Origin of the sequence: Streptomyces sp. NPDC002580, from assembly GCF_042889485.1 — a bacterium.
Lineage (GTDB): Bacteria > Actinomycetota > Actinomycetes > Streptomycetales > Streptomycetaceae > Streptomyces.
Map to the genome: position 1 here is coordinate 1 of NZ_JBIAQZ010000028.1, position 17467 is coordinate 17467.

The window sequence follows — 17467 nt, forward strand, 5'->3', positions numbered from 1 at the left end:
CAAAACCTGCTCCGCGTGTTCGCCCGACGGGAAGATCGGATAACCCTGCTACGCAGGGTAACCGGCTTCGCCGGTTCCGGGGCGCACGGCTGCGCCGATGCGCCGGGGCTACGCGAGGGGCGCCCGGCTTCGCCGTGCGCGCTGCGAGGGCTGCACCGCCGTGGCGGGTTCCGAGTTGGCGGGTTCCGGGGTGCACCGCCGTGGCGGGTTCCGGGCGGGGGAGTGACGGGGGCTCAAGCCCTGCACCGCCGTGGCGGGTTCCGGGGGGCAGGGGGGACGGTGCGGGGTGGCGGGTTCCGGGCGGGGGTGACGGGGGCTCAACTCGCGTGGGCGGTGCGGGCATGACGACGGCCCCGCCGGGGGGTGGCGGGGCCGTCGTCGGGGGGTGTGGGCAGGCTATGCCTGTGGGGCTGCGTCGGGCTGACTGTCCCACAGGTGCACGGTGGCGCCGGTGCGGAGCGGGGCGCCTGCGGGGCCCTTGATGTGGCCCGGCACGATCCTGTCCTCGTGCGTGCAGCCGCCCTCCCCGTGGGCCCGGGGGTTCAGGCAGGTGGATCGGCGGTACGGGCGTACGGGCCACCGGCAGGACCATTGGGGCTCGCGCCTGCCGGTGCTGGCCTGCGCGTCGTCCTGGGCTGCCTGCGGGGCGGGGCGGCGGCCCGGGTGCACGCGGATGATGCGCACCGCGGATGAGCCGGTGATGCCCTGCCGGGCGTCCCGCTTCTGGCCTGCGCGGGGCCGGTGCAACTGCTCTTGTTCGGCCCACTGCTGGGTGCCGTCTTGGCTCATGAGCTGCCACGCGGTGTAGAGGACGTGGGACCACGACGCGGTGGTGTCGGGCTCGGGAGCGTCGAACGGGGCGCCCTCGCGCAGCAGCATCTCGTTGTCCCACTGGAGTGCCGGCCCCCGGGTGCTGGCGTGGCGGTCGACGGCCCCGGCCGTCATGACCGTGCCGTCGTGCATGGTGCCGAGGACGGTTTCGGGGGCGAGGCCGGAGAACATGCCGCGCGGGCTGTAGAAGGTGATCCACACCCCGTTCCAGTCCTGCGGGATGCCGCCGAGTCGGCCCTGCCCTTTGTAGAGCCACCGGACGGCCGGGCCTGCGGTGCCGGGCCCGTCGGTGAGGTCGACTTCGTGCGGGGACCAGACGGACCAGGACGCGGCCACGATGGGCGTGGTGATGTGCAGGGGCGGCCCGGGGGTCCTGGTGGCGACTCCCGCGAGGGCGGCCGTGACGTCCTCGGTGTAGCCGCCGATCGGTTCCCCGAACACGATCAGCCCGGCCGGGGAGGGCAGGCGGTCGAGGGAGACGGGTTCGATGGGCGGTGTCTGCGCGGCGGCGAGGGCGAGGGCCGTCATGTCCGGTGTGGCGTAGTACAGATCAGCCCGGTTGAGCCGGTGGGCCTCGCAGGCCGTGAGCAGTGCCGTGGTGACGGACTCGGCAGAGGGGCCGGTCATGTCCGGGACCGTGGGCACGATCGTGAAGCGGCCCGCTCCGACGGCCGCGCGCATGGACATGCGGCCCTCGTTCGAGCCGAGGTGTTCGATCATCCCGGAGCGCCATTCCGGGATGCGGTGGGGGTCCGGGGGGTCCCATCGGTGCATGGGTGCTGTTCCTTCCTGCGGGGCGGTGTGGTGTGGTGGAACGCGGCAGGGCGGCCCCCCAGTTCGGATGGGGGGCCGCCCTGCCGTGGTGCGAGGGGGAAGTGCCGGCGCCTACTGCCCGGCCCACTGGACGAACGCGGCCCACGGGGCGCGGCCAACGGTGAGCGCGGGACCCTGCGGGGTCTTCCCGTCCTTCACTCCGACGGGGCCGCAGGCAGGGCGGGCGACGAACACGCAATTGTCGGGGTCGCTGTACGTCGACTTGACGTAGACGGCGCCGTTCCAGCGCTGGCCCTGCATTCCATGAGGCACGCTTCGATCACTCTCCGGGTCTCGGCGGGTTCGAGGGCCCATTTGCCCAGCAACCCAAACGCAGAGTACAGACGAGTGATGTCCTCGGAGCGAGTGGTGTACCAGCCGCCCACGATGGTTTCGAGGTGGCCGACTCGGGGCCCGTCGGCGAGCGCATGGACGCTGAACGGTTCCATGTTCCCGGCGGTTGACGCGTCGTCGGGCAGTACCCGCACTTGGATGCGGGGGCACGCGTCGATGATGGTCAGCAGGTGCTGGAGCTGGTGGGCGTGGTAGCCCGGGTTCGTCAGCGGCTGAGTCAGCGCGGCCTCGCCCATGATCAGGAAGGCGTGAGAATTGGGCGCCCCGGCGGCCCCGAAGTTGGCCAGGAACGACTCCGCGCGGCGGAGCCGGGTCCGCATCCGTCGGCCCGCTTCCTCGTCGGGGAGCGAGGGCGTGCGGGACCGGATCGCGGCGAGGGAGTACAGCGTCGTCTGGAGTAGGCCGGGGATGAGCAGCGGGGACCACGCCCGGATGGACTCGGATGCGGCATCGAGCTGCGCGAGGCGGTCCGTTGCGGGGGCTCCCATGCCGCCCGCCATGCGTCCGCACGATCGTTGGTCAGGGGCCCGCAGGGCCCGGATGAGTTCGTCTTGTCCGCTCACTGGTGATGCTCCCTGGTTGTGGTGGATTGGCTCCCACGGTATCGACGTGAGACCTAGCTCACATGGGCTATCGAGGGTCTGCGGGTGGTGAGTTGGGGGCCCGGAACCCCCGGAAGATCAGCCGTTCGTGCAGTGCGCGGGCGGCCTCTTCGGCGGTGAGGATGAGCCCGGCCCTGATCTGCGCCTCGCGCTGCACCATGTCCGGGGTGAGGGTGCGGCCCGCGAAGTCGTCGTCCGGGCGGCCGGTGATGACCCAGTCGGCGGCCTCCGTGATGGCGAGGCGGCGGGCCTGGTGGTCCCGGCGGTCCGCCGGGTCCGGGAGACGGGACAGACGGACCGCGTCCGCCACGCCACCCACGGCGAGGGCGAGGACGAGCGAGGCGAGGGCGTAGGGGGCCCACCGGTCCAGCCGTTCCGCCCCGCCGGGGCCGATGAACCACGGGCTCCACACCACGGCGCAGGCGGCGAGGGCCCACACGGTGTAGGGGACCGGGCGGGGGCGCGGCTGGTCCTGGTGGACCGGGGCGGCGGAGTGCCGGCCCTTGCGGCGGGCGTGCGCGTCGGCGAGCTGCTGCACGGCGGTTGCGCCCATGGCGGCCCCGGCCCCGTACACCGCGAGGTCGACGGGGAGCGGGTGGCGGCCCCCGCCCGCGAGGGCGAGGACCAGGACCACGACGGCGGCCGTGGCGAGCTGCACGGCGGCGAGGGTGCGGCGGGACATCAGCGGGTGGTCCAGCGGCGGCCGGAGAAGTCTCCGTGTCCGGCGTCGTCGGGCACCGCGCCGTGGGCACGGGGCCGTCCGCAGGCCGACGTCATGTCGGGGTGGACCTCGCCGCACAGCGGCCCGGCCGGGTCCTGTCCCCGGTCCCACGCGGTGAAGTTCACGCGGACCGGGGCGGCCCCGGTGTACATCTGCGCGCGGGGGGTGTCCTGCACGAGCCACCGGCGCCACGGGGCGTGCATCCCGGAGTGCATCCGGGAGACGCGTTCGTCCACGGTGGTGTGGTGCGTCTGCGTGGCGTCGCCGATCTCGCGCAGGGACATCCGCGGGCGTCCGTCGTGGCCGTCCTCGCGGGCGTGCAGGATGAGTTCGGCCTCCAGTGCCTCCAGCCGGTTGCGCAGGCGCCGGACGTCGCGCAGGGCGGCCCACAGGCGGTCCGGGCTCATGGCCTCGCCCTCGCGCAAGGAGTCGACGGCCTGCACGGCGGTGTCCGTCTCGTCGGCCATGGCCCAGCCGTGGACCGCGCCGGATCGGAACTGGACGACGTAGGACGCGGTGCCGTCCTTCCACCACGTGGTGGCCCCGGCCTGTCCACCGGCCCGGTAGTCGGGCTCGGTGTCCTGGTGGACCAGGGTGATGCGGCCCGCGTGGGCGGCGTACTGCGGGACGGCGCTCTCCGAGCCGGGGGCAACGATGCGGGTTCCCATGGGGTTCCTTCCTGGGGTGGGGCCGGGTGCCGGCGGATTGCTGGCACCCGGCGGGACTTCGGGAGGGCGGCCGGTTCGGACGGCCGCCCCGGTGAGGCCGTCCTACTTCGCGACGCGCGGGGCCGGGCGGGATGCGGCGGCCCATGCGCGCAGGCCGATGTACCGGGTGGCGCCGTAGCCTGCGGCAGCCACGGCGAGCGTCCAGTACGCCACCGGGCCGCGTCCGTCGACCGGGACCAGGCAGTACGTCGGGACGGCGAGGACGGCGGCGACGATCAGGCAGAGACGGGACAGTGCGGCGGCCTGTTTCTTGTTCAGCTTCCGTGCCATGGCGGGGGTTCCTTCCTTGCCCTAGCGGGCGGTCCAGCCGGTGGACGTGCGGACGATCCGGGCGCCGGGGAAGCTCAGGGAGCCGCCCACGGGGCCGAGCTTTTCGGCTTCGTTCAGCAGTTCCGCGATCTGTTCGGCGAGGGCCCGGCCCTTGGCTTCGGCCTGCCGCAGCGACTCGGCGTCTCCGGTGTGCATGGCAACTCCCCTCCGGTTCTGTCGGGTTGACCCGACACACCGAATGTAGGGGCGCCCCGACACAGATCACAAGGGTGCCGGGCCGCCAACGGGAGCACTTGGGGGCGCACTTGGGCCCTACCTGCACGAACGCCCCCGGACCGCCGGTGAGTCGGCAAGCCGGGGGCGTCGCGTCGGGGTGATCAGTCGTGGGTGTACTGGCCGTCAGGGTCGGGACAGTCCGGGTCCGCGCAGGCGCAGTACGGGCCGCCGGGCGGCTCCTCCGCCGGGACCGGGGGCCGTTCCCCCGCGTGCTCTTCGGCGTAGACCTTCCATCCGGGGCCGATCAGCCTGTCGGCCCACTCCGTCATCGCTTCAGCCGCCGCGAGGTGCCGGGCGGACGTCTGATAGTCGCCGCGCTGCGTGGCGCGGTACGAGCGTCCCTCCTGTTCGCGGACGGCCGCGTGCAGGCTCATGGCGACGTCGTGCATCGTGACGGCCTGCCGCCGCATCCGCTCCGCCACGGTGTCGGTGGTCTTCGGTGTCGTCGTCGTGGGCATGGGGTGTTCCTCCTGTCGATGGGGCCCCGTACGTGAAGTGGTTGACGTACGCGGGGCGCCGTACGTCACCGCGCCTTCCCGGCCTGCGTCATGCGGCGCCGAAGAGGGCGAGTTGGGCGGCCCGGCATCCGTAGCCCGGGGCCGCGATCCGGCCCCGGGGAAGGGGGCCGGACACGTGGACGTGGTGGCCTGTCGGGGGTGTGCGCTCCGCGGCCTGGTCGACGGCCTCGCGGAGCGTGAGCCGGGTCCCGTCGGGCCGGGTGATGGCGAGGGGGTGCGGCTCGGGTTCGAGCAGTTCCCCGCCGGGCGTCACCAGGACGGCGGCCCCGCAGTTGGGGCACCGGCCGCAGGCGCCGGCACCCCGGGCGAGGCGTGCCCCGGCCGCCGCGCGTGCAGCAGCTCGGGGCGCGCGGCGGCCGGTGGTCATGACGGCCGAACCTCCAGCCACCACGCCGCGGTGCCGCAGGCGTCGCAGGTGCGGACGTCCTCCCCGCCGCGCAGGTGCCCGGCCCCGCAGGCGCACACCGGCACCCCGCAGGTGAAGCACGGCAGGGAGCCGCCGTTGCCCCCGGTGTCCGGGACGGTGCAGACCTGCACCGCCGTGTCCGGCACGGCCCACAGGTGGCCCCGGCGCACCGCCCCGGCGGGCGGGACGGCCACGGGTGCCGGGAGCGGGGCGGGCGACTCCTGGTGGGCCGGGGCGTCGGCGGTGTCCGCGCACAGCATCGCGGCCCGCAGGCGCCCGTACGCCCTCGGAACCGAGCCGCCGGGCATCTCTGCCCCCACGGCGGAGCGCAGCAGCCACCGGGCGGCGAGGACGGCGTGAGCGGCCCCGTACAGGCGGGCCCCGCCGGACGTGGTGGCGGTGCCGTCCGCGAAGAACGACGGGAGTTCGGCAACGGCCGGATCGGCCGGGAGGGCGGGGGCGCACATCGCGTCCGACAGGAGCGTCTGCGCCTTCCCGAGCAAAGTGAGAGCGTCGGCCACGGACCGGGCCGCCGCATCGAGGGACGGCCCGGCGTGGTTGTCGGTCATGACAGATCCACCCCGTCCGCGTCGAAGTCGAAGTCGGACGCGCGGAACCCGCCATAGGCACCGCCGTTGAAGTAGTCCGCGAGGGCATCCCCGATCACGTCGCGCACCCCGGCGTCGTCGGTGGCGCGGGCGAGGGCGGCGGCCTGGTCCGGCTTCAGGTCCAGGTCGACGGTGCGCGTCCGGACCGCATCCGAGCCGCGCACGGAGAAAGTGCCGGCGCGGTCGACGCGCACCCGGATCGTGCCTGCGGGCTCCTTCTCCATCTGCTTCGCGCGACGCTCGCGGCCCCGGTCCGTCACCTGCGCGGCGGCGGCGGCCGTCTCCAGCTTCTTCGCGTCCTCACCCTTCGGGGTGCGGGTGCCCTTGATCCAGCGCTGCACGGTGCGCTCGGTGACGCCGAACGCGCGGGCCATCTCCTTCGTGCTGCCCCCGTACTGCTTCTCACGGACGTGGGACGCCTGCGTGGTGGCGCGGGCCGGGGCCTGCCGCGAGGGGAACACCTTGCCGACGATGCGGCGGAACAGTCCAGCCATGGTCAGACCTCCGAGTCAGTGACCGGGGTACCGGCCGGGGCGTAGTCGTGGGTGAGTCGGCTCGGGTGCTCGCGGTCCGCGAGGGCGGCGAGGACGGCCGCCATGGGCACCGATGACTCGTGCTTGAAGGAGCCGGGGGCCGAGCCGAGCCGCAGCGTCCCGGGGACGGGGCGGCCCGCGTCGTCCTTCGGCAGCAGTTCCGCCGGGTGCGGCGCGTCGGCGGCGTACATCACCTGGTCGACGTTCACCGCAAGCGGGGCGCGGCCGGTGAGCCGCAGCGTCTTGCGCATCCGGCGGTGCGCGGCGATCCGGGCGGCGGCAATGACGTGGTGGCGGATCTCCGGGCGGTAGTGCCAGGCACCCGCCACACGGTCCGCCCACGCGTCGTCCGCGAGGTGCCGGGCCGAGTCGGCCCACTTGCCCACCCCGCCCTTGTAGAGCGCCTTGTACGCGTCCACCAGGACGGCCGCGTCCTCGCGGGCCGGGTCCGCGGCGGTGTCCTTGCGCGAGGACCAGGCCGTGAGGAACGCCGCGTCGTCCATGCCGTCCACCAGGCCGAGCGTGCCCATGGCCCCCTTGTAGGCGGTGCGGATGCGGGCCAGCCACTCGCGCAGGATCGGCGCGGTGTGCGTCGACACGTACGCCTCGGTGATCGTGGCGACGTCGAACCCGTACTCACGGGCCATGTAGTCGACGGTGGGCGTCGCGTACCAGCCGGGCCCGTCGGGGGCGAGGCCGGTGAAGGTGGCCGGGTGCGGCAGGACCGGTTCCGTCTCCAGGCCGGTGAAGTCGCACAGCCACAGTCCGGCCGCCTTCCCGTCGAACGCGGGCGAGGCGGTGTGGACCAGCGGGCCGGACGGCAGGCGCAGGGTCTCGGGGACGGACAGGTACGACGCGCAGACATCGAGGGCGACGGCCCACGGGCGGGCGGCCTCTTCCTCGGTGGCCTCGCGGGCCCACCACTTGAAGTCCTCTTCCTCGCACACCGGCAGGCGCCCGGCCGTCCGCTCGCGGGTGAGCGGGTGGCGGGCCCCGGCGGCCACCGGCACGGCGGTGTCCCCGTCCGGGAGGGCACCCTCGCGGGCCTCGCGGGACCAGCGGCCCGCGTCGTCCTTCACCCACCGCACCCGGGGCCGGACCGCATCGAGCAACTGCCACGACGTCACGGCGGCCGTGGCGCCCGGAGCGATGCCCAGTTCCTCGGAGAAGCGGCGCAGGCGCCGGGCGAGGGCCCGCGCGTCCGCGTCGGGTCCGGCGAGAGCGGTGATGAGTTCACCGGCCTTGACCGTCCCGGCCTCGCCCTGCCCGAGCCACGGCGTGATGATCACCTTCACCGACAGGCGGGGCCCGGCCTCGCCCTTGCGGCGCCATGCCTTGAACCCGGCGGTGATCTGTTCCGACAGTTCGATGCCGTGGGCGGCGGCGGCCGTCCGCAGCTTCGCGGCCACCTGATCGGCCCGCTTGCCCGTGGGCATCTTCGCGGGGATCTTCAGTGCGGCGCACGCGGCGGCGGACAGGCACACCGTGCCGTCACGGTCCGGGGCGTCCTCGTGCACCCGGGCCACCCCGAGCGAGGGCACCGTGCCGAGCCACCCGAACAGCGCGTCGGCCGTGGCCGACTCGGGGGCCGGGACGTGGTCGACATCGAGGACCAGGCGGCCCGCGTCGTCCGCGTCGACCGCGAGCGCGGGCAGCAGCTCGGGGCGGCCGGGCCGGGCCGCGCGGGGCGAGGCGGGGCGCCGGGACGTCGACCGCCGGGGCTCGGTAACCACCGGGGCCGGGGCCGGGGCCGGGGCGGGCTCGGGGACGGCAGCCGCGGGCGTCGCGGCCGGGGTGCCGGCGGACGCGTCCGGGGCCGGGGCGGTGCCCACCGCACGGCCGAGCCGCGCGGCCAACTGCCGGTCCACGGACGCCTGCCGGGACTCGTGCGTGCACTTCTCCGGGCACCGGCGCCACACGGCCCGCATCCCGTGCGGCGACGTCGGGTCGGTCTCCCACTCGCGGACGTACCCGGGCCGCTGGTGGCCCGCGCATCCGCCGCACCCGACGATCCGCCGCATGGCGTCACGCGGGGCCGTCATCACGCTGCGCTGAGATCGCATCGTGTTCCTGCCTTCCTGTCGGTTCTCCGGGTACGCGCTCATGCGGGCACCCGCTGATCTGCACCGCACCCGTCACAGAAGAACGGGACGGGGCTGTTGGTCAGGCTCTTGCGGCAGTCGTGGCACTGCCTCTGCGCCACCCGGGCCACGGGCACCGGGAGTTGCCCCCGGGCCGCCCGGTCCTCGCGGTCCGTCTTGCACAGCCCGGACGGGTGGGGCTGCACCCTCGCCCCGCAGTCCGTGCAGGCCATGAGGGCGGCCCCGGCCTGCACGGCCGCGTGCGCGCTCGGGGTCGGGTCGTCGTCCAGCGACGGGAGCCATGCCGAGAGCACCCGGTAAGCCGGGGCCCCGCTGTCCGGCGTCCGCGAGGTGAGCGCCCGCAACAGGTCCTCCGGAGCATGGCCACGGGCCAGCAGCAGCGACACCCGGCGGTACGCCTGCGCGAAGTCGGCCGGGGGGCCGACGAACCAGCGGACCGCGTCCACCAGAGCGCGGGCGGTGCCCTCGAACTCCCGGGGGTCCACCAGGCTTTCCGCCGGGTTCCAGGCGAGGGCCCGCGCGTCCCGGCCCGCGAGGAACCGGAAGCGGTCCCCGCGCCGGACCCGGTGGCGGCCGTTGCGCGAGAGCACCGTGTCCGCCGTGAACTCCACCAGGCCGGACCGGACCGCCCCCGCAGCGTCCCGAACCTTCCGGGCGGCGAGGTGCGGCCGGTGCCGCTCGACCGTCCGCAGCGAAAGGCCGGCATCACCCGCGAGCCATTCCATAGTGGTCTGCCCGGACCACGCGCCCCGGGCCGACTTCGCAAGGGAAGTCAGCAGCAGCCCGCACGTGCGGTCCGCCGTGGCCTGGTTGGCGGCCCACATCACGGAGTCGGCGGCCGGGGGGACCTCGCCGCCCTTGCGCACCGTGGCACCCGCCACGGGCGTACGGCGGTCCGCCTTCACCCGGCGGTGCCGGAAGAGGTGGGACAGGTGCACGTACGTGGCCCGCTCCCCGAGCCCGCAGCGCTCCCCGATCTGCGTCGTGGTGAGCCGTACGTCCGGGTCCGCCTGGTGGTTTCCGGCGACGACCGCGAACACCTTCCGGCAGGACGCGCAGTCCTCCGGAGGGCCCTCGCGGTGCTGGCCACTCACGGGCCCACCTGCGCGGAATTCCGGTCGGATTCTGTCCGGGTTGCCCACACGGTTTCCGTGCGGGTTCTAGACCAGTTATCGTTCCTCATAGCGATAGTCCTTCGGGGCTACTGAAAGGTCCGGGGTGGCGACCCCGGGCCTTTCGCCTTTTTACGGGCTACATCGGTGGGGCTCCCGGCATGACAGGGCACATGTGCAGCGCCCTTTCCGGGGACCCGCGCACCGGTGTGCACCGGTGGCACCGCTCTTGCGGGGACAGCGCGCGAGGCGCCGGGACCGGGTGCGGAACCGGTGCGGCGAACTCACGGAGGACGGCCGACAGCAGCGCGCGCAGGGCGGCCAGCTCGGGCCGGTTGGCCATGGTGCGGACCGCGCGGCGCAGGACGTCGCGCCACGATCCGGGGATCGGCTGGAGAAACTTCGCCATCACGGAGCGGCCCGGGAACGGGCCCGCGAACCCGCCGAACTTCCACACGATGGCCAGTTGCTCATCCGTGAACCGGCCGAGGAAGCGGGCGTGCTCACGGCTCGGGCCCTCGATCGTGGGGGCCGCGCCGATCGTGGCGAAGTGCGGGTGAACCTGCGGGGCGTCCATGAACTTCACTGCTGTCACCTCCTCTCTGCGCTGCGGGGGTTGGCGGGGGTTCAGGCGGCCCGGTGCTGCGGTCGACGGCCGGGCCGTCCGAGCATCTGCGCCGGGGGGATGTTCGTGACGTGCGCGAGGGCGGCCCGCACGGTGTCGATCTCCGACGTGTCGGCGGGAAGCCCAAGAGCCTCCCGGACCGCAGGCAGTACGTGGGGCTGAACCCGTACACCGATCGTCTTGCTGGCCACTCTGTCTCCCGTCGCCATATCTGCTAGCGGGTTGCTGGCTCAATCCTTACACCCGGTGATCACCGGAGCGCAAGAGGTCAAGCCCGTTCGTGTGTCGCGAGTTGGCGGTGCGTCAGGCTCGCCCACCCGCGTCTAGAATCTTGACGCACAGTACGTATCTATGCAACATGGTGACGTAAGAGAACGGCGGGGTTCCCGCCACGGATTGGAGACCACATGGCCACCGACTACGTGACGGTTCGCATCACGCCCCAGAGCCGGGCGGCCCTAGACCGCTTCCTGTTCCAGCTCACCGGGCAGGCACAGCGCCGGGTGACGATCTCGGAAGCGATCACGGCCGCGTGCGCGGTGGCCTCCGGCGACCTGCCGGAAGCGGCCCGCGCTCTCGACACGACCCCCAACCCGGGGGAGCCCGGCACCCGTTCGGAGTAGCGTCCCGGACGCTTCCCCCGGAGTGCCGGCCACTCCCTCTTCCCCCGCAAGGAAGGACAGACCGTGAGGTACAAGCTCAAGAAGGAGCAGTACACCGAGCCGTACACCCGTGACGGCCGGACCGTGGACGTCCCGCGCGAGCGGGACGTGCGGATGCCCGTACTCCCGCGCAACTGGGACCGGATCGCCACCCGTGGCGTGGTCGGCCTGGTGGTGACGCTCACCCTCGCCGCGATCGTGTGGTCGACCTGGTCCATTGGCGAGTTGCTGAACGGCGGCCCCGGATACCTCGCGGCCGGGGTGTTCGACCTCGCGTGGGCGGTGTGCCTGACGCTCACCTACCTCGCCCGGTTCGACCAGGAGAAGGAGAAGTTCCCCAACGCGCTCGGGTGGTGGCTGCTTGTCGCGACCATGGGCCTGATCTTCTGGCACGGCATGACGCTGCACAGCGTCGGCATGGCCGTGGGCGGCGCGGCCGTCTCCCTCTTCGCGAAGGTGCTGTGGCTCGGGGTCATGCGCCACGTGCACCGCGAACTCTCCCCGGAGGACCGGGCGTGGGTGAAGTCGGAGATCTCCAGCGCGAACGCGATGCTGGCTGTGGCCGACGCCCGCAGGCAGGCCGCGCAGGCCGAACAGCGGGCCGCCCTACAGCTGCTCGCCATGGAACGCGAGCGGGCCGCCATGGCGGAGGCGTACGGCCTGCCGGTGCCCGACAGTGCAGTCGTCACGGCCACCGGTGCAGATGCCACGGCGGCCGGTGCACTTGCGACGGCCACCGGTGCAACTGCCACGGAGGCGGCCCCGGTGGCCGGTGCGGCGGGCCCGGCCGAACTCACGGCCGCCGCGCCCCCGGCGGACATCGCGGCGATCGTGGCGGCCGTCCTCGCCGCGCAGGGCGGTGCATCTGCCACGGACGCCGGTGCAGATGCGACGCAGGACGCCGAAGTCGTGGACGACGGCGAGGACCAGGAGGACATCCTGCCCCCGCTCGAACCCCCGACGCTGGCCAGTCTCAGCAAGGCCGACGCAATCCGCATCGCGGTGAACAAGCGCCCCGACTACAGCAACGCGCAGATCTCCGAGCTGCTGGCCGGACATGACGTGAAGGTCACCGCGGACTACGTCCGGCAGGTCCGCAACCGGGACCAGGACGAGCGCACCGCCGAAGCGGCCGGGGAGGTTGTCCCGATCCGCCGCGAGGGCTGAACAACCCGCACCACCGGGGCACAACCGAAAACGCCCTCCCCATGAGAGCTGGGGAGGGCGGCCGGGCCCCGTCTCACCTGATCTCAGCAGGCAGAGAGGCACGCGACAGTATGTCAGCGAAGAAGACCAAGACCGAACCGAAGGACCAGAGCGCGGACGTGTTCCGGCTCCTGTACCGGCACCTGACGGGACTGGAGTACGACGCCGAGCCGCGCACGAACGCCACGTGGACCGAGTCCGGGGACAAGGTGCTGCACGAGTCGGGCCGCGCCCGCCGGTGGTCCTACCGTCCCCGTCTCCAGCGGGCCGCGATCCGGTGGGCGTGGACCGCAGGCGCCGGGGCCACCGGGTACGCCCTCGCGGTCGACCCCGCAGGCGCAGGCGCCGGCACCCTCGCGGGCGAGGCCGGGGCCGCCACGCTGTGGGCCGGGTACAAGACGGCGGAGGGCTGCATCGGGTTCCTGCACCGCCGCCGCGTGGTGCGCCCCCTCGCCAAAGCCCTTGCGCGGTCCCTGGAGAACGACCCCGCGAACATCCTGCGGGGCCTGATCGTCCCGACCCGCACGGACCGCCCGGAAGCCACTGTGACGGTGCCGGTGCCCGACGGGTGGCACGGGGACCGCAAGACCGTGGAAGCGGTCGTGGCGGCCCGTCTCGGGGGGTCGTGGGATGTGGACTGGAGGATGCGGCAGGCGCCGTTCACCGCCCTCTTCACCCGCACCCCCGAGCCGCCCGGCATGGTCAAGTGGGCCGACATCCTCGACCACGTCGCCGCGAACAAGGACGGCGAAGTCGTGGTGGGCCTGAACAACCGGGGCAAGCCGGTACGCGGCGACTTCGTGCGCGAGGAACCGATGTGGGGCCTTTCCATCGGCACCGGTGGCGGTAAGTCGGTATTCCTCATGCAGACCGCGTGCCAGTTGGTTGCGCAGGGTGCGGAGATCGTGGGAATCGACCCGAAGTTCATCAGCCTTGACCCGCTGGTGGGTATCCCCGGAATCACCATCATGAACGACCCCCGGGACGTCGGTTCCATGTGGGCCGCAATCGCGGATTTCCGGGCGGAAATGGAATCGCGTTACGACGCGTGGGTCCTGGACCGCTCCCTGACGTTCAAGCGGAAAGTCCTGATCATCGAAGAGGGCAACATGTTCTCCGCGATCAGCAAAGAGCATTGGCGCGAGGTGAAGAAGAAGGGTGACCCGGTATCCCCTCCGGTGTGGGGCGATATCGCGGCCATCCTGCGCATGGGCCGTCAGGCGAACATGAACGTAATCGCCGTATTCCAGCGCATGGACGACGCGGCCACCGGAAACCAGGGGCTCCGGGATTCCTTCGGATTCCGCGTACTGGGCCGCTACACGTGGCAGGCGTGGCGAATGCTGGTGGGCACGAACCCGATTCCCCGGAGCCAAAAGCGCCGGGGCCGGTACATCGTGGTCGACGGCGGCGAACACGTCTGGATTCAGGCCCCGTACATCTCCGAGGAAGAGGTACGGGCCTGGTGCCTGGAACAGCGGGCCGCGCAGGGCTACGCCCCGCCCATGCCGGGCTACGCGCCGGACGTCCCGGCCGTCACGTCCGACGTGTCACGCGAGGGTGACAGTGGGAGTGACCTGGAACGGGTGGCCGTCCTGGACGTCACGCGTGACGCCGTGACACCGCACCTGACGCTCGTGAAGGGCGAGGACCAGGGCCCGGCCGCGGAAGTGCCGGCACCCCGGTACAGCCTCGCCGCCGCCGCCCGCGAGGGCATCGTGCCCCTGTCGGCCGACGCGCTGCGGCAGGCGAAGAGGCGCCCCGGATTCCCGGACGCCGGGGACGACGGAATGTGGACCGCGAAGGAATTGCAGGAATGGCACGCGAACCGGCCGAGCGCGGGCCGTGCCACGGAAAAGGAAGCGGCAGGCGAGTAACCCCCGCACGCGAAAAGGGGCGGGGCCCCGTCACGGACCCCGCCCCACCTTCCCCCGCAAGAGAAAGGATGGAACACATCATGTCTGCTTCCTCTTCCTCGCACAACATCACCGCCGGAACTCACCCCGTCGTATTGCTCGCCCGGATCGTCGCCGCAATTCTCGGTATTCTCGCGATCCTCGCCCACGTTCCCGCCCTCGGTATCGCCCTCGCCGCGCTCACCGGGTACGGGGTCGTCCTGGTCCTCTTCCGCCGGTCCTGGAACGGGTCCACCACGCAGGCCGCTAAGACCGGATGACGTACAACCGGCCCGCGTACGTTTCCCACTTGACGTACGCGGGCCGCCGCACCGCACCGCCACCAGAAACGGGAGGACCCGAAAATGCGCCTACTCGCCTTAACCTGCGACACCCCCCAGTGCCTCGCATTCCTTCTCATCCCCCGGCCGCGCGAGGCCGACGACTTCGACCGCGCGGCGGAAGCGAAGTGGGAGGACACCCACGCGGCCGTGACCTGCCCGCCCTGCACCCGGGGCGCCGGGCCGCTCCTGGAGCGCGGCGACTGCCGGGTGTGCGGCGGACGCCTGGTCACCCGCCACGACGTCGAACTCTGCCGGGACTGCGAGACGCCCACCAGGGACAACGGCCCCGAGTGGGCCGACGACAACGGCCACCAGGACCACGACGACGCGGAGGCAGGCCGGTGACCCCCGAGCGCATCGCAGAGATCCGGGAGCAGGGCGAGAGCGAGTTCCGCACGATCCTGTGGGCCGACAACGTCATCGACGAGCTGCTGGCGGAGGTCGAACGCCTACAGGCCGCGCAGGCCCCGCAGACGGACCGCGAGGACACCGCGCAGGCGAGGCCCGCAGACCTGTCCCATGCCGCCCTGGTGGCCGTCCTCATGCACCACGGCGGCTCCCTCGAAGTGCCGGCCGAAGCGTTCGAGCCCGACAGCATCGGCGGCCGGGACGGCTCCTTCCACGCCCTCGCCCTCGACACCCTGCCCGGCGGCCTGGTCCGCCTGTCCGTCCAGCCGCGCCCCGACGTCCCCGACGCCCGGATCATCCGCGAGGACGGCCCCCGGTGAGCGGCCTCGCCCTGGGGGCCGTCCTCGCCCTCGCCGCCCTCGCCGGATACGCGGCCGGACGCCTGCGGCCGTGGGCGAGGCTCGGGGAGTGGGCGAACTGGCAACTGCGCTTCCACGTCGACCGGTGGTCCACCCGGCCCCGCATGGCCGTCCTCGCCGCCGCCCTGATCGTCACCGACCCCGGCGGGATGTGGCACGCCCACCGCCACCGCAACGACCCCGGGCCGCCACCGGCCCCGCCCGTCCGCATCCGGGACGTGCGCCCCGACTAGCCCCCGGTGCAGTTGCACCGCCCGTGCCCCGGGACCCCTCGCGGTCCCGGGGCACAGCCATGTCCGGGGCCACCTCGCCCGGCCGCGAGGACGCCCGCGGGCTCCCCTCCGGGAACCGGTAGCGCCCGGACCGGTGCAGGGGTGCACCGGCCGTGCACCGCGCGTCCGTGGCAGATGCACCGCCCTGCGCGCCGGTGCACCGGTGCAGTTGCACCGCCGTGTTTGCCGACACGTCGACAGCCGGTGCAGGTGCACCGGAACGCCGGTGCAACCCGTCCAGAACTCCCCGGGGAATCCGCGCCGGTTCACCGCGAGAAACCGCACACGAACCATGCGCGGAAAAAGTCACCGCGCGAACTCCGCCGTATATGCAACGCTCGCGGGAAACTCCACATATGACAGCGCACATGTTTTCAGCGGAAAGAGAGGCACCGTGAACAGAACTTTCGGCGCGGAAGCGCTACCGACGTCCGTCACCCTCGTATGCGACGTATGCGGGCGGTCCGTCACCACCCGGCTGAGCGGCAACACGACGCGCTGCCCGAAGCGCTCGGGAGGGTGCGGCAACCCGATCCCCGTTCCCACCGGCAGCACCCGCCCACCCGTCACGATCGGCTGCTACGCCTGCGGCTGCCAGTGGGACACCCGGGCCCGCGAGGGCAGCACCGTGCGGTGCCCCGAGTGCCAGCACCCCCGCCGCGTGCCCACCGGGGCCCGGGACCGCATCGACCCCGGCGCCCCCCGCGCCTACCGCGAACAGCCCCCGCAGCGCCCCTCCTCGCGCGAGGCCGGCCCCGAGCACGGCCGCGGGCTCCTCGGTTCCCTCGCGGACCTCTTCCGAGCCGGGGCCGGGGCCAACGACGCCCCGACGTCCCGCCGCATCGACTGCCTGCACTGCGGGAACCTGTGGCGGACCACCGCCGCGCCGGGCAACTCGATCCGCTGCCCGGAGTGCCGGCGGATGCGGCGCATCCCCACCGGCAGCACCCGGCCCGCACCCGCCCGCACCACGCAGGCCCGGCCCGCCGCCGCGCCCCGCGCACCTCGCCCGGCCCTCGCGCTGCCCGCCCTCGCCCCCGCGCGGCCCCCGGCGCCTCGCCCCGCACTCGTCGGGCCGATCGATCCCCAGACGCTTCCCCGGGCCGAACAGAACCGGCGGGACATCGCCTGTCAGACGGTGGGCTCCCTGTCCATCCGATCCGGCCTGCGCGTCTGGTACAACCAGCCGCCCGGCGCCTGCGAGGCACTCGACACCACCCTGATCCCCGACGAACAGCGCTGCCCGAAACCCGCCACCCGCGCGGTGCAGTTCCACAACGGGCCCACCACGGCGGTGGCCTACGCCTGCACCGTGCACGGCCCGCGCCTCGCCGCGCTCGCGCAAGAGTCCCCGTACATCACCGCCACCCTGCACCCGCTACGAGCCCGGTAGGCCCGGCCCGATCCCGGAACCCGCCAATCTCGTGCAGGGTGCGCCCCAACCTGTGGATAACCACTGCACGAGATTGGCGGGTTCCGGATCTGAGGGGCCCTCGGAACCCGCCAATCCCATGCAACCCTGCACGAGAATGGCGGGTTTCGAGGGCGGGACATTTCCGCAGGTCAGACGGGGTGACTGTGCATCAACCCTGCACGAGAATGGCGGGTTTCGAGATGCACTCATGCACCGTCAAAAACCGTCTCTGACCAGGGAAAACGCACTGCACCCTGCACGCACCCTGCACGGAATTGGCGGGAACCAAGGAGAGGTCCACCCACCGGCCTGCGGCGCACGACGCGTGCGCGCGCTCCGCGCGTCGCACATGCGAGCGGCGAAGCCGGGAGCCGGAACCGGCGAAGCCGGTTACCCTGCGTAGCAGGG

The 17467-nt window shown here is 73.0% G+C and carries 22 protein-coding genes and 1 pseudogene; 8 read left to right on the plus strand and 15 right to left on the minus strand.

Annotated elements, in window-relative coordinates; genetic code table 11:
• Positions 1 to 396: 396 nt before the first annotated feature.
• The 15 genes and pseudogenes from ACFYW7_RS38565 to ACFYW7_RS38635 all read right to left on the minus strand — a co-directional run bounded on the left by ACFYW7_RS38565 (position 397) and on the right by ACFYW7_RS38635 (position 10690).
• Positions 397 to 1605, minus strand: a complete 1209-nt coding sequence (locus ACFYW7_RS38565) for a hypothetical protein (protein WP_389511306.1) — start codon at positions 1603 to 1605, stop codon at positions 397 to 399.
• A 111-nt stretch (positions 1606 to 1716) separates the two neighbouring features.
• Positions 1717 to 1917 (minus strand): DUF397 domain-containing protein, encoded by a 201-nt coding sequence (locus ACFYW7_RS38570; RefSeq protein WP_389511308.1) that lies wholly within the window; start codon positions 1915 to 1917, stop codon positions 1717 to 1719.
• 14 nt (positions 1918 to 1931) lie between these two features.
• Positions 1932 to 2498 (minus strand): annotated as a pseudogene (locus ACFYW7_RS38575) (DUF5753 domain-containing protein); the annotation flags it as partial.
• A gap of 130 nt (positions 2499 to 2628) precedes the next feature.
• On the minus strand, positions 2629 to 3282 hold the full coding sequence (locus ACFYW7_RS38580; protein ID WP_389511310.1) for a hypothetical protein: 654 nt from the start codon (positions 3280 to 3282) through the stop codon (positions 2629 to 2631).
• Entirely contained in the window at positions 3282 to 3989 is a 708-nt protein-coding gene (locus tag ACFYW7_RS38585; protein WP_389511312.1) for a hypothetical protein, read from the minus strand. The genes ACFYW7_RS38580 and ACFYW7_RS38585 overlap by 1 nt, the downstream gene beginning before the upstream one ends.
• A gap of 102 nt (positions 3990 to 4091) precedes the next feature.
• Positions 4092 to 4319, minus strand: a complete 228-nt coding sequence (locus ACFYW7_RS38590) for a hypothetical protein (RefSeq protein WP_389511314.1) — start codon at positions 4317 to 4319, stop codon at positions 4092 to 4094.
• A 21-nt stretch (positions 4320 to 4340) separates the two neighbouring features.
• Positions 4341 to 4514: a hypothetical protein gene (locus tag ACFYW7_RS38595; RefSeq protein WP_389511316.1), complete on the minus strand. Its 174-nt coding sequence runs from the start codon at positions 4512 to 4514 to the stop codon at positions 4341 to 4343.
• Positions 4515 to 4696: 182 nt separating this feature from the next.
• Positions 4697 to 5053, minus strand: coding sequence for a hypothetical protein (locus tag ACFYW7_RS38600; RefSeq protein ID WP_389511318.1), 357 nt, complete (start codon positions 5051 to 5053; stop codon positions 4697 to 4699).
• Between the two features lie 88 nt (positions 5054 to 5141).
• Complete coding sequence (locus ACFYW7_RS38605; protein ID WP_389511320.1) at positions 5142 to 5480, minus strand: hypothetical protein; 339 nt, start codon at positions 5478 to 5480, stop codon at positions 5142 to 5144.
• Positions 5477 to 6088, minus strand: coding sequence for a hypothetical protein (locus ACFYW7_RS38610; RefSeq protein ID WP_389511322.1), 612 nt, complete (start codon positions 6086 to 6088; stop codon positions 5477 to 5479). Before ACFYW7_RS38610 ends, ACFYW7_RS38605 begins: the two co-directional genes overlap by 4 nt.
• Positions 6085 to 6621, minus strand: a complete 537-nt coding sequence (locus ACFYW7_RS38615) for a helix-turn-helix domain-containing protein (protein ID WP_389511324.1) — start codon at positions 6619 to 6621, stop codon at positions 6085 to 6087. Before ACFYW7_RS38615 ends, ACFYW7_RS38610 begins: the two co-directional genes overlap by 4 nt.
• A gap of 2 nt (positions 6622 to 6623) precedes the next feature.
• Entirely contained in the window at positions 6624 to 8723 is a 2100-nt protein-coding gene (locus ACFYW7_RS38620; RefSeq protein WP_389511326.1) for a hypothetical protein, read from the minus strand.
• 38 nt (positions 8724 to 8761) lie between these two features.
• On the minus strand, positions 8762 to 9856 hold the full coding sequence (locus ACFYW7_RS38625) for a hypothetical protein (protein WP_389511328.1): 1095 nt from the start codon (positions 9854 to 9856) through the stop codon (positions 8762 to 8764).
• 157 nt (positions 9857 to 10013) lie between these two features.
• Entirely contained in the window at positions 10014 to 10469 is a 456-nt protein-coding gene (locus ACFYW7_RS38630) for a hypothetical protein (protein ID WP_389511330.1), read from the minus strand.
• A gap of 32 nt (positions 10470 to 10501) precedes the next feature.
• Positions 10502 to 10690: a hypothetical protein gene (locus ACFYW7_RS38635; RefSeq protein ID WP_389511332.1), complete on the minus strand. Its 189-nt coding sequence runs from the start codon at positions 10688 to 10690 to the stop codon at positions 10502 to 10504.
• Positions 10691 to 10906: 216 nt separating this feature from the next.
• On the opposite strand from ACFYW7_RS38635, the gene ACFYW7_RS38640 reads away from it, so the two are divergent.
• The 8 genes from ACFYW7_RS38640 (at position 10907) to ACFYW7_RS38675 (ending at position 17038) form a co-directional block, all read left to right on the plus strand.
• Positions 10907 to 11122, plus strand: a complete 216-nt coding sequence (locus tag ACFYW7_RS38640; RefSeq protein WP_389511334.1) for a hypothetical protein — start codon at positions 10907 to 10909, stop codon at positions 11120 to 11122.
• Between the two features lie 63 nt (positions 11123 to 11185).
• The gene (locus tag ACFYW7_RS38645) at positions 11186 to 12328 is read left to right on the plus strand and encodes a hypothetical protein (protein ID WP_389511336.1); all 1143 of its coding nucleotides are present in this window, start codon (positions 11186 to 11188) and stop codon (positions 12326 to 12328) included.
• Positions 12329 to 12438: 110 nt separating this feature from the next.
• Positions 12439 to 14244 (plus strand): hypothetical protein, encoded by a 1806-nt coding sequence (locus ACFYW7_RS38650; RefSeq protein WP_389511338.1) that lies wholly within the window; start codon positions 12439 to 12441, stop codon positions 14242 to 14244.
• Positions 14245 to 14324: 80 nt separating this feature from the next.
• On the plus strand, positions 14325 to 14543 hold the full coding sequence (locus ACFYW7_RS38655) for a hypothetical protein (RefSeq protein ID WP_389511340.1): 219 nt from the start codon (positions 14325 to 14327) through the stop codon (positions 14541 to 14543).
• A gap of 84 nt (positions 14544 to 14627) precedes the next feature.
• On the plus strand, positions 14628 to 14951 hold the full coding sequence (locus ACFYW7_RS38660; RefSeq protein WP_389511343.1) for a hypothetical protein: 324 nt from the start codon (positions 14628 to 14630) through the stop codon (positions 14949 to 14951).
• Positions 14948 to 15334, plus strand: a complete 387-nt coding sequence (locus tag ACFYW7_RS38665) for a hypothetical protein (protein ID WP_389511346.1) — start codon at positions 14948 to 14950, stop codon at positions 15332 to 15334. The genes ACFYW7_RS38660 and ACFYW7_RS38665 overlap by 4 nt, the downstream gene beginning before the upstream one ends.
• Positions 15331 to 15606: a hypothetical protein gene (locus ACFYW7_RS38670; RefSeq protein WP_389511348.1), complete on the plus strand. Its 276-nt coding sequence runs from the start codon at positions 15331 to 15333 to the stop codon at positions 15604 to 15606. The genes ACFYW7_RS38665 and ACFYW7_RS38670 overlap by 4 nt, the downstream gene beginning before the upstream one ends.
• A 433-nt stretch (positions 15607 to 16039) precedes the next feature.
• Positions 16040 to 17038 carry a hypothetical protein gene (locus ACFYW7_RS38675; protein WP_389511350.1) on the plus strand — a complete coding sequence of 333 codons (999 nt, stop codon included), beginning with the start codon at positions 16040 to 16042 and terminating at the stop codon, positions 17036 to 17038.
• Positions 17039 to 17467 lie beyond the last annotated feature (429 nt).

Coding starts and splice junctions, on each gene's coding strand:
- ACFYW7_RS38615 (WP_389511324.1), bottom strand. CDS start 6,621: ATGGCTGGACTGTTCCGCCGCATCGTCGGCAAGGTGTTCCCCTCGCGG.
- ACFYW7_RS38565 (WP_389511306.1), bottom strand. CDS start 1,605: ATGCACCGATGGGACCCCCCGGACCCCCACCGCATCCCGGAATGGCGC.
- ACFYW7_RS38620 (WP_389511326.1), bottom strand. CDS start 8,723: ATGCGATCTCAGCGCAGCGTGATGACGGCCCCGCGTGACGCCATGCGG.
- ACFYW7_RS38640 (WP_389511334.1), top strand. CDS start 10,907: ATGGCCACCGACTACGTGACGGTTCGCATCACGCCCCAGAGCCGGGCG.
- ACFYW7_RS38660 (WP_389511343.1), top strand. CDS start 14,628: ATGCGCCTACTCGCCTTAACCTGCGACACCCCCCAGTGCCTCGCATTC.
- ACFYW7_RS38650 (WP_389511338.1), top strand. CDS start 12,439: ATGTCAGCGAAGAAGACCAAGACCGAACCGAAGGACCAGAGCGCGGAC.
- ACFYW7_RS38590 (WP_389511314.1), bottom strand. CDS start 4,319: ATGGCACGGAAGCTGAACAAGAAACAGGCCGCCGCACTGTCCCGTCTC.
- ACFYW7_RS38605 (WP_389511320.1), bottom strand. CDS start 5,480: ATGACCACCGGCCGCCGCGCGCCCCGAGCTGCTGCACGCGCGGCGGCC.
- ACFYW7_RS38595 (WP_389511316.1), bottom strand. CDS start 4,514: ATGCACACCGGAGACGCCGAGTCGCTGCGGCAGGCCGAAGCCAAGGGC.
- ACFYW7_RS38585 (WP_389511312.1), bottom strand. CDS start 3,989: ATGGGAACCCGCATCGTTGCCCCCGGCTCGGAGAGCGCCGTCCCGCAG.
- ACFYW7_RS38580 (WP_389511310.1), bottom strand. CDS start 3,282: ATGTCCCGCCGCACCCTCGCCGCCGTGCAGCTCGCCACGGCCGCCGTC.
- ACFYW7_RS38655 (WP_389511340.1), top strand. CDS start 14,325: ATGTCTGCTTCCTCTTCCTCGCACAACATCACCGCCGGAACTCACCCC.
- ACFYW7_RS38610 (WP_389511322.1), bottom strand. CDS start 6,088: ATGACCGACAACCACGCCGGGCCGTCCCTCGATGCGGCGGCCCGGTCC.
- ACFYW7_RS38600 (WP_389511318.1), bottom strand. CDS start 5,053: ATGCCCACGACGACGACACCGAAGACCACCGACACCGTGGCGGAGCGG.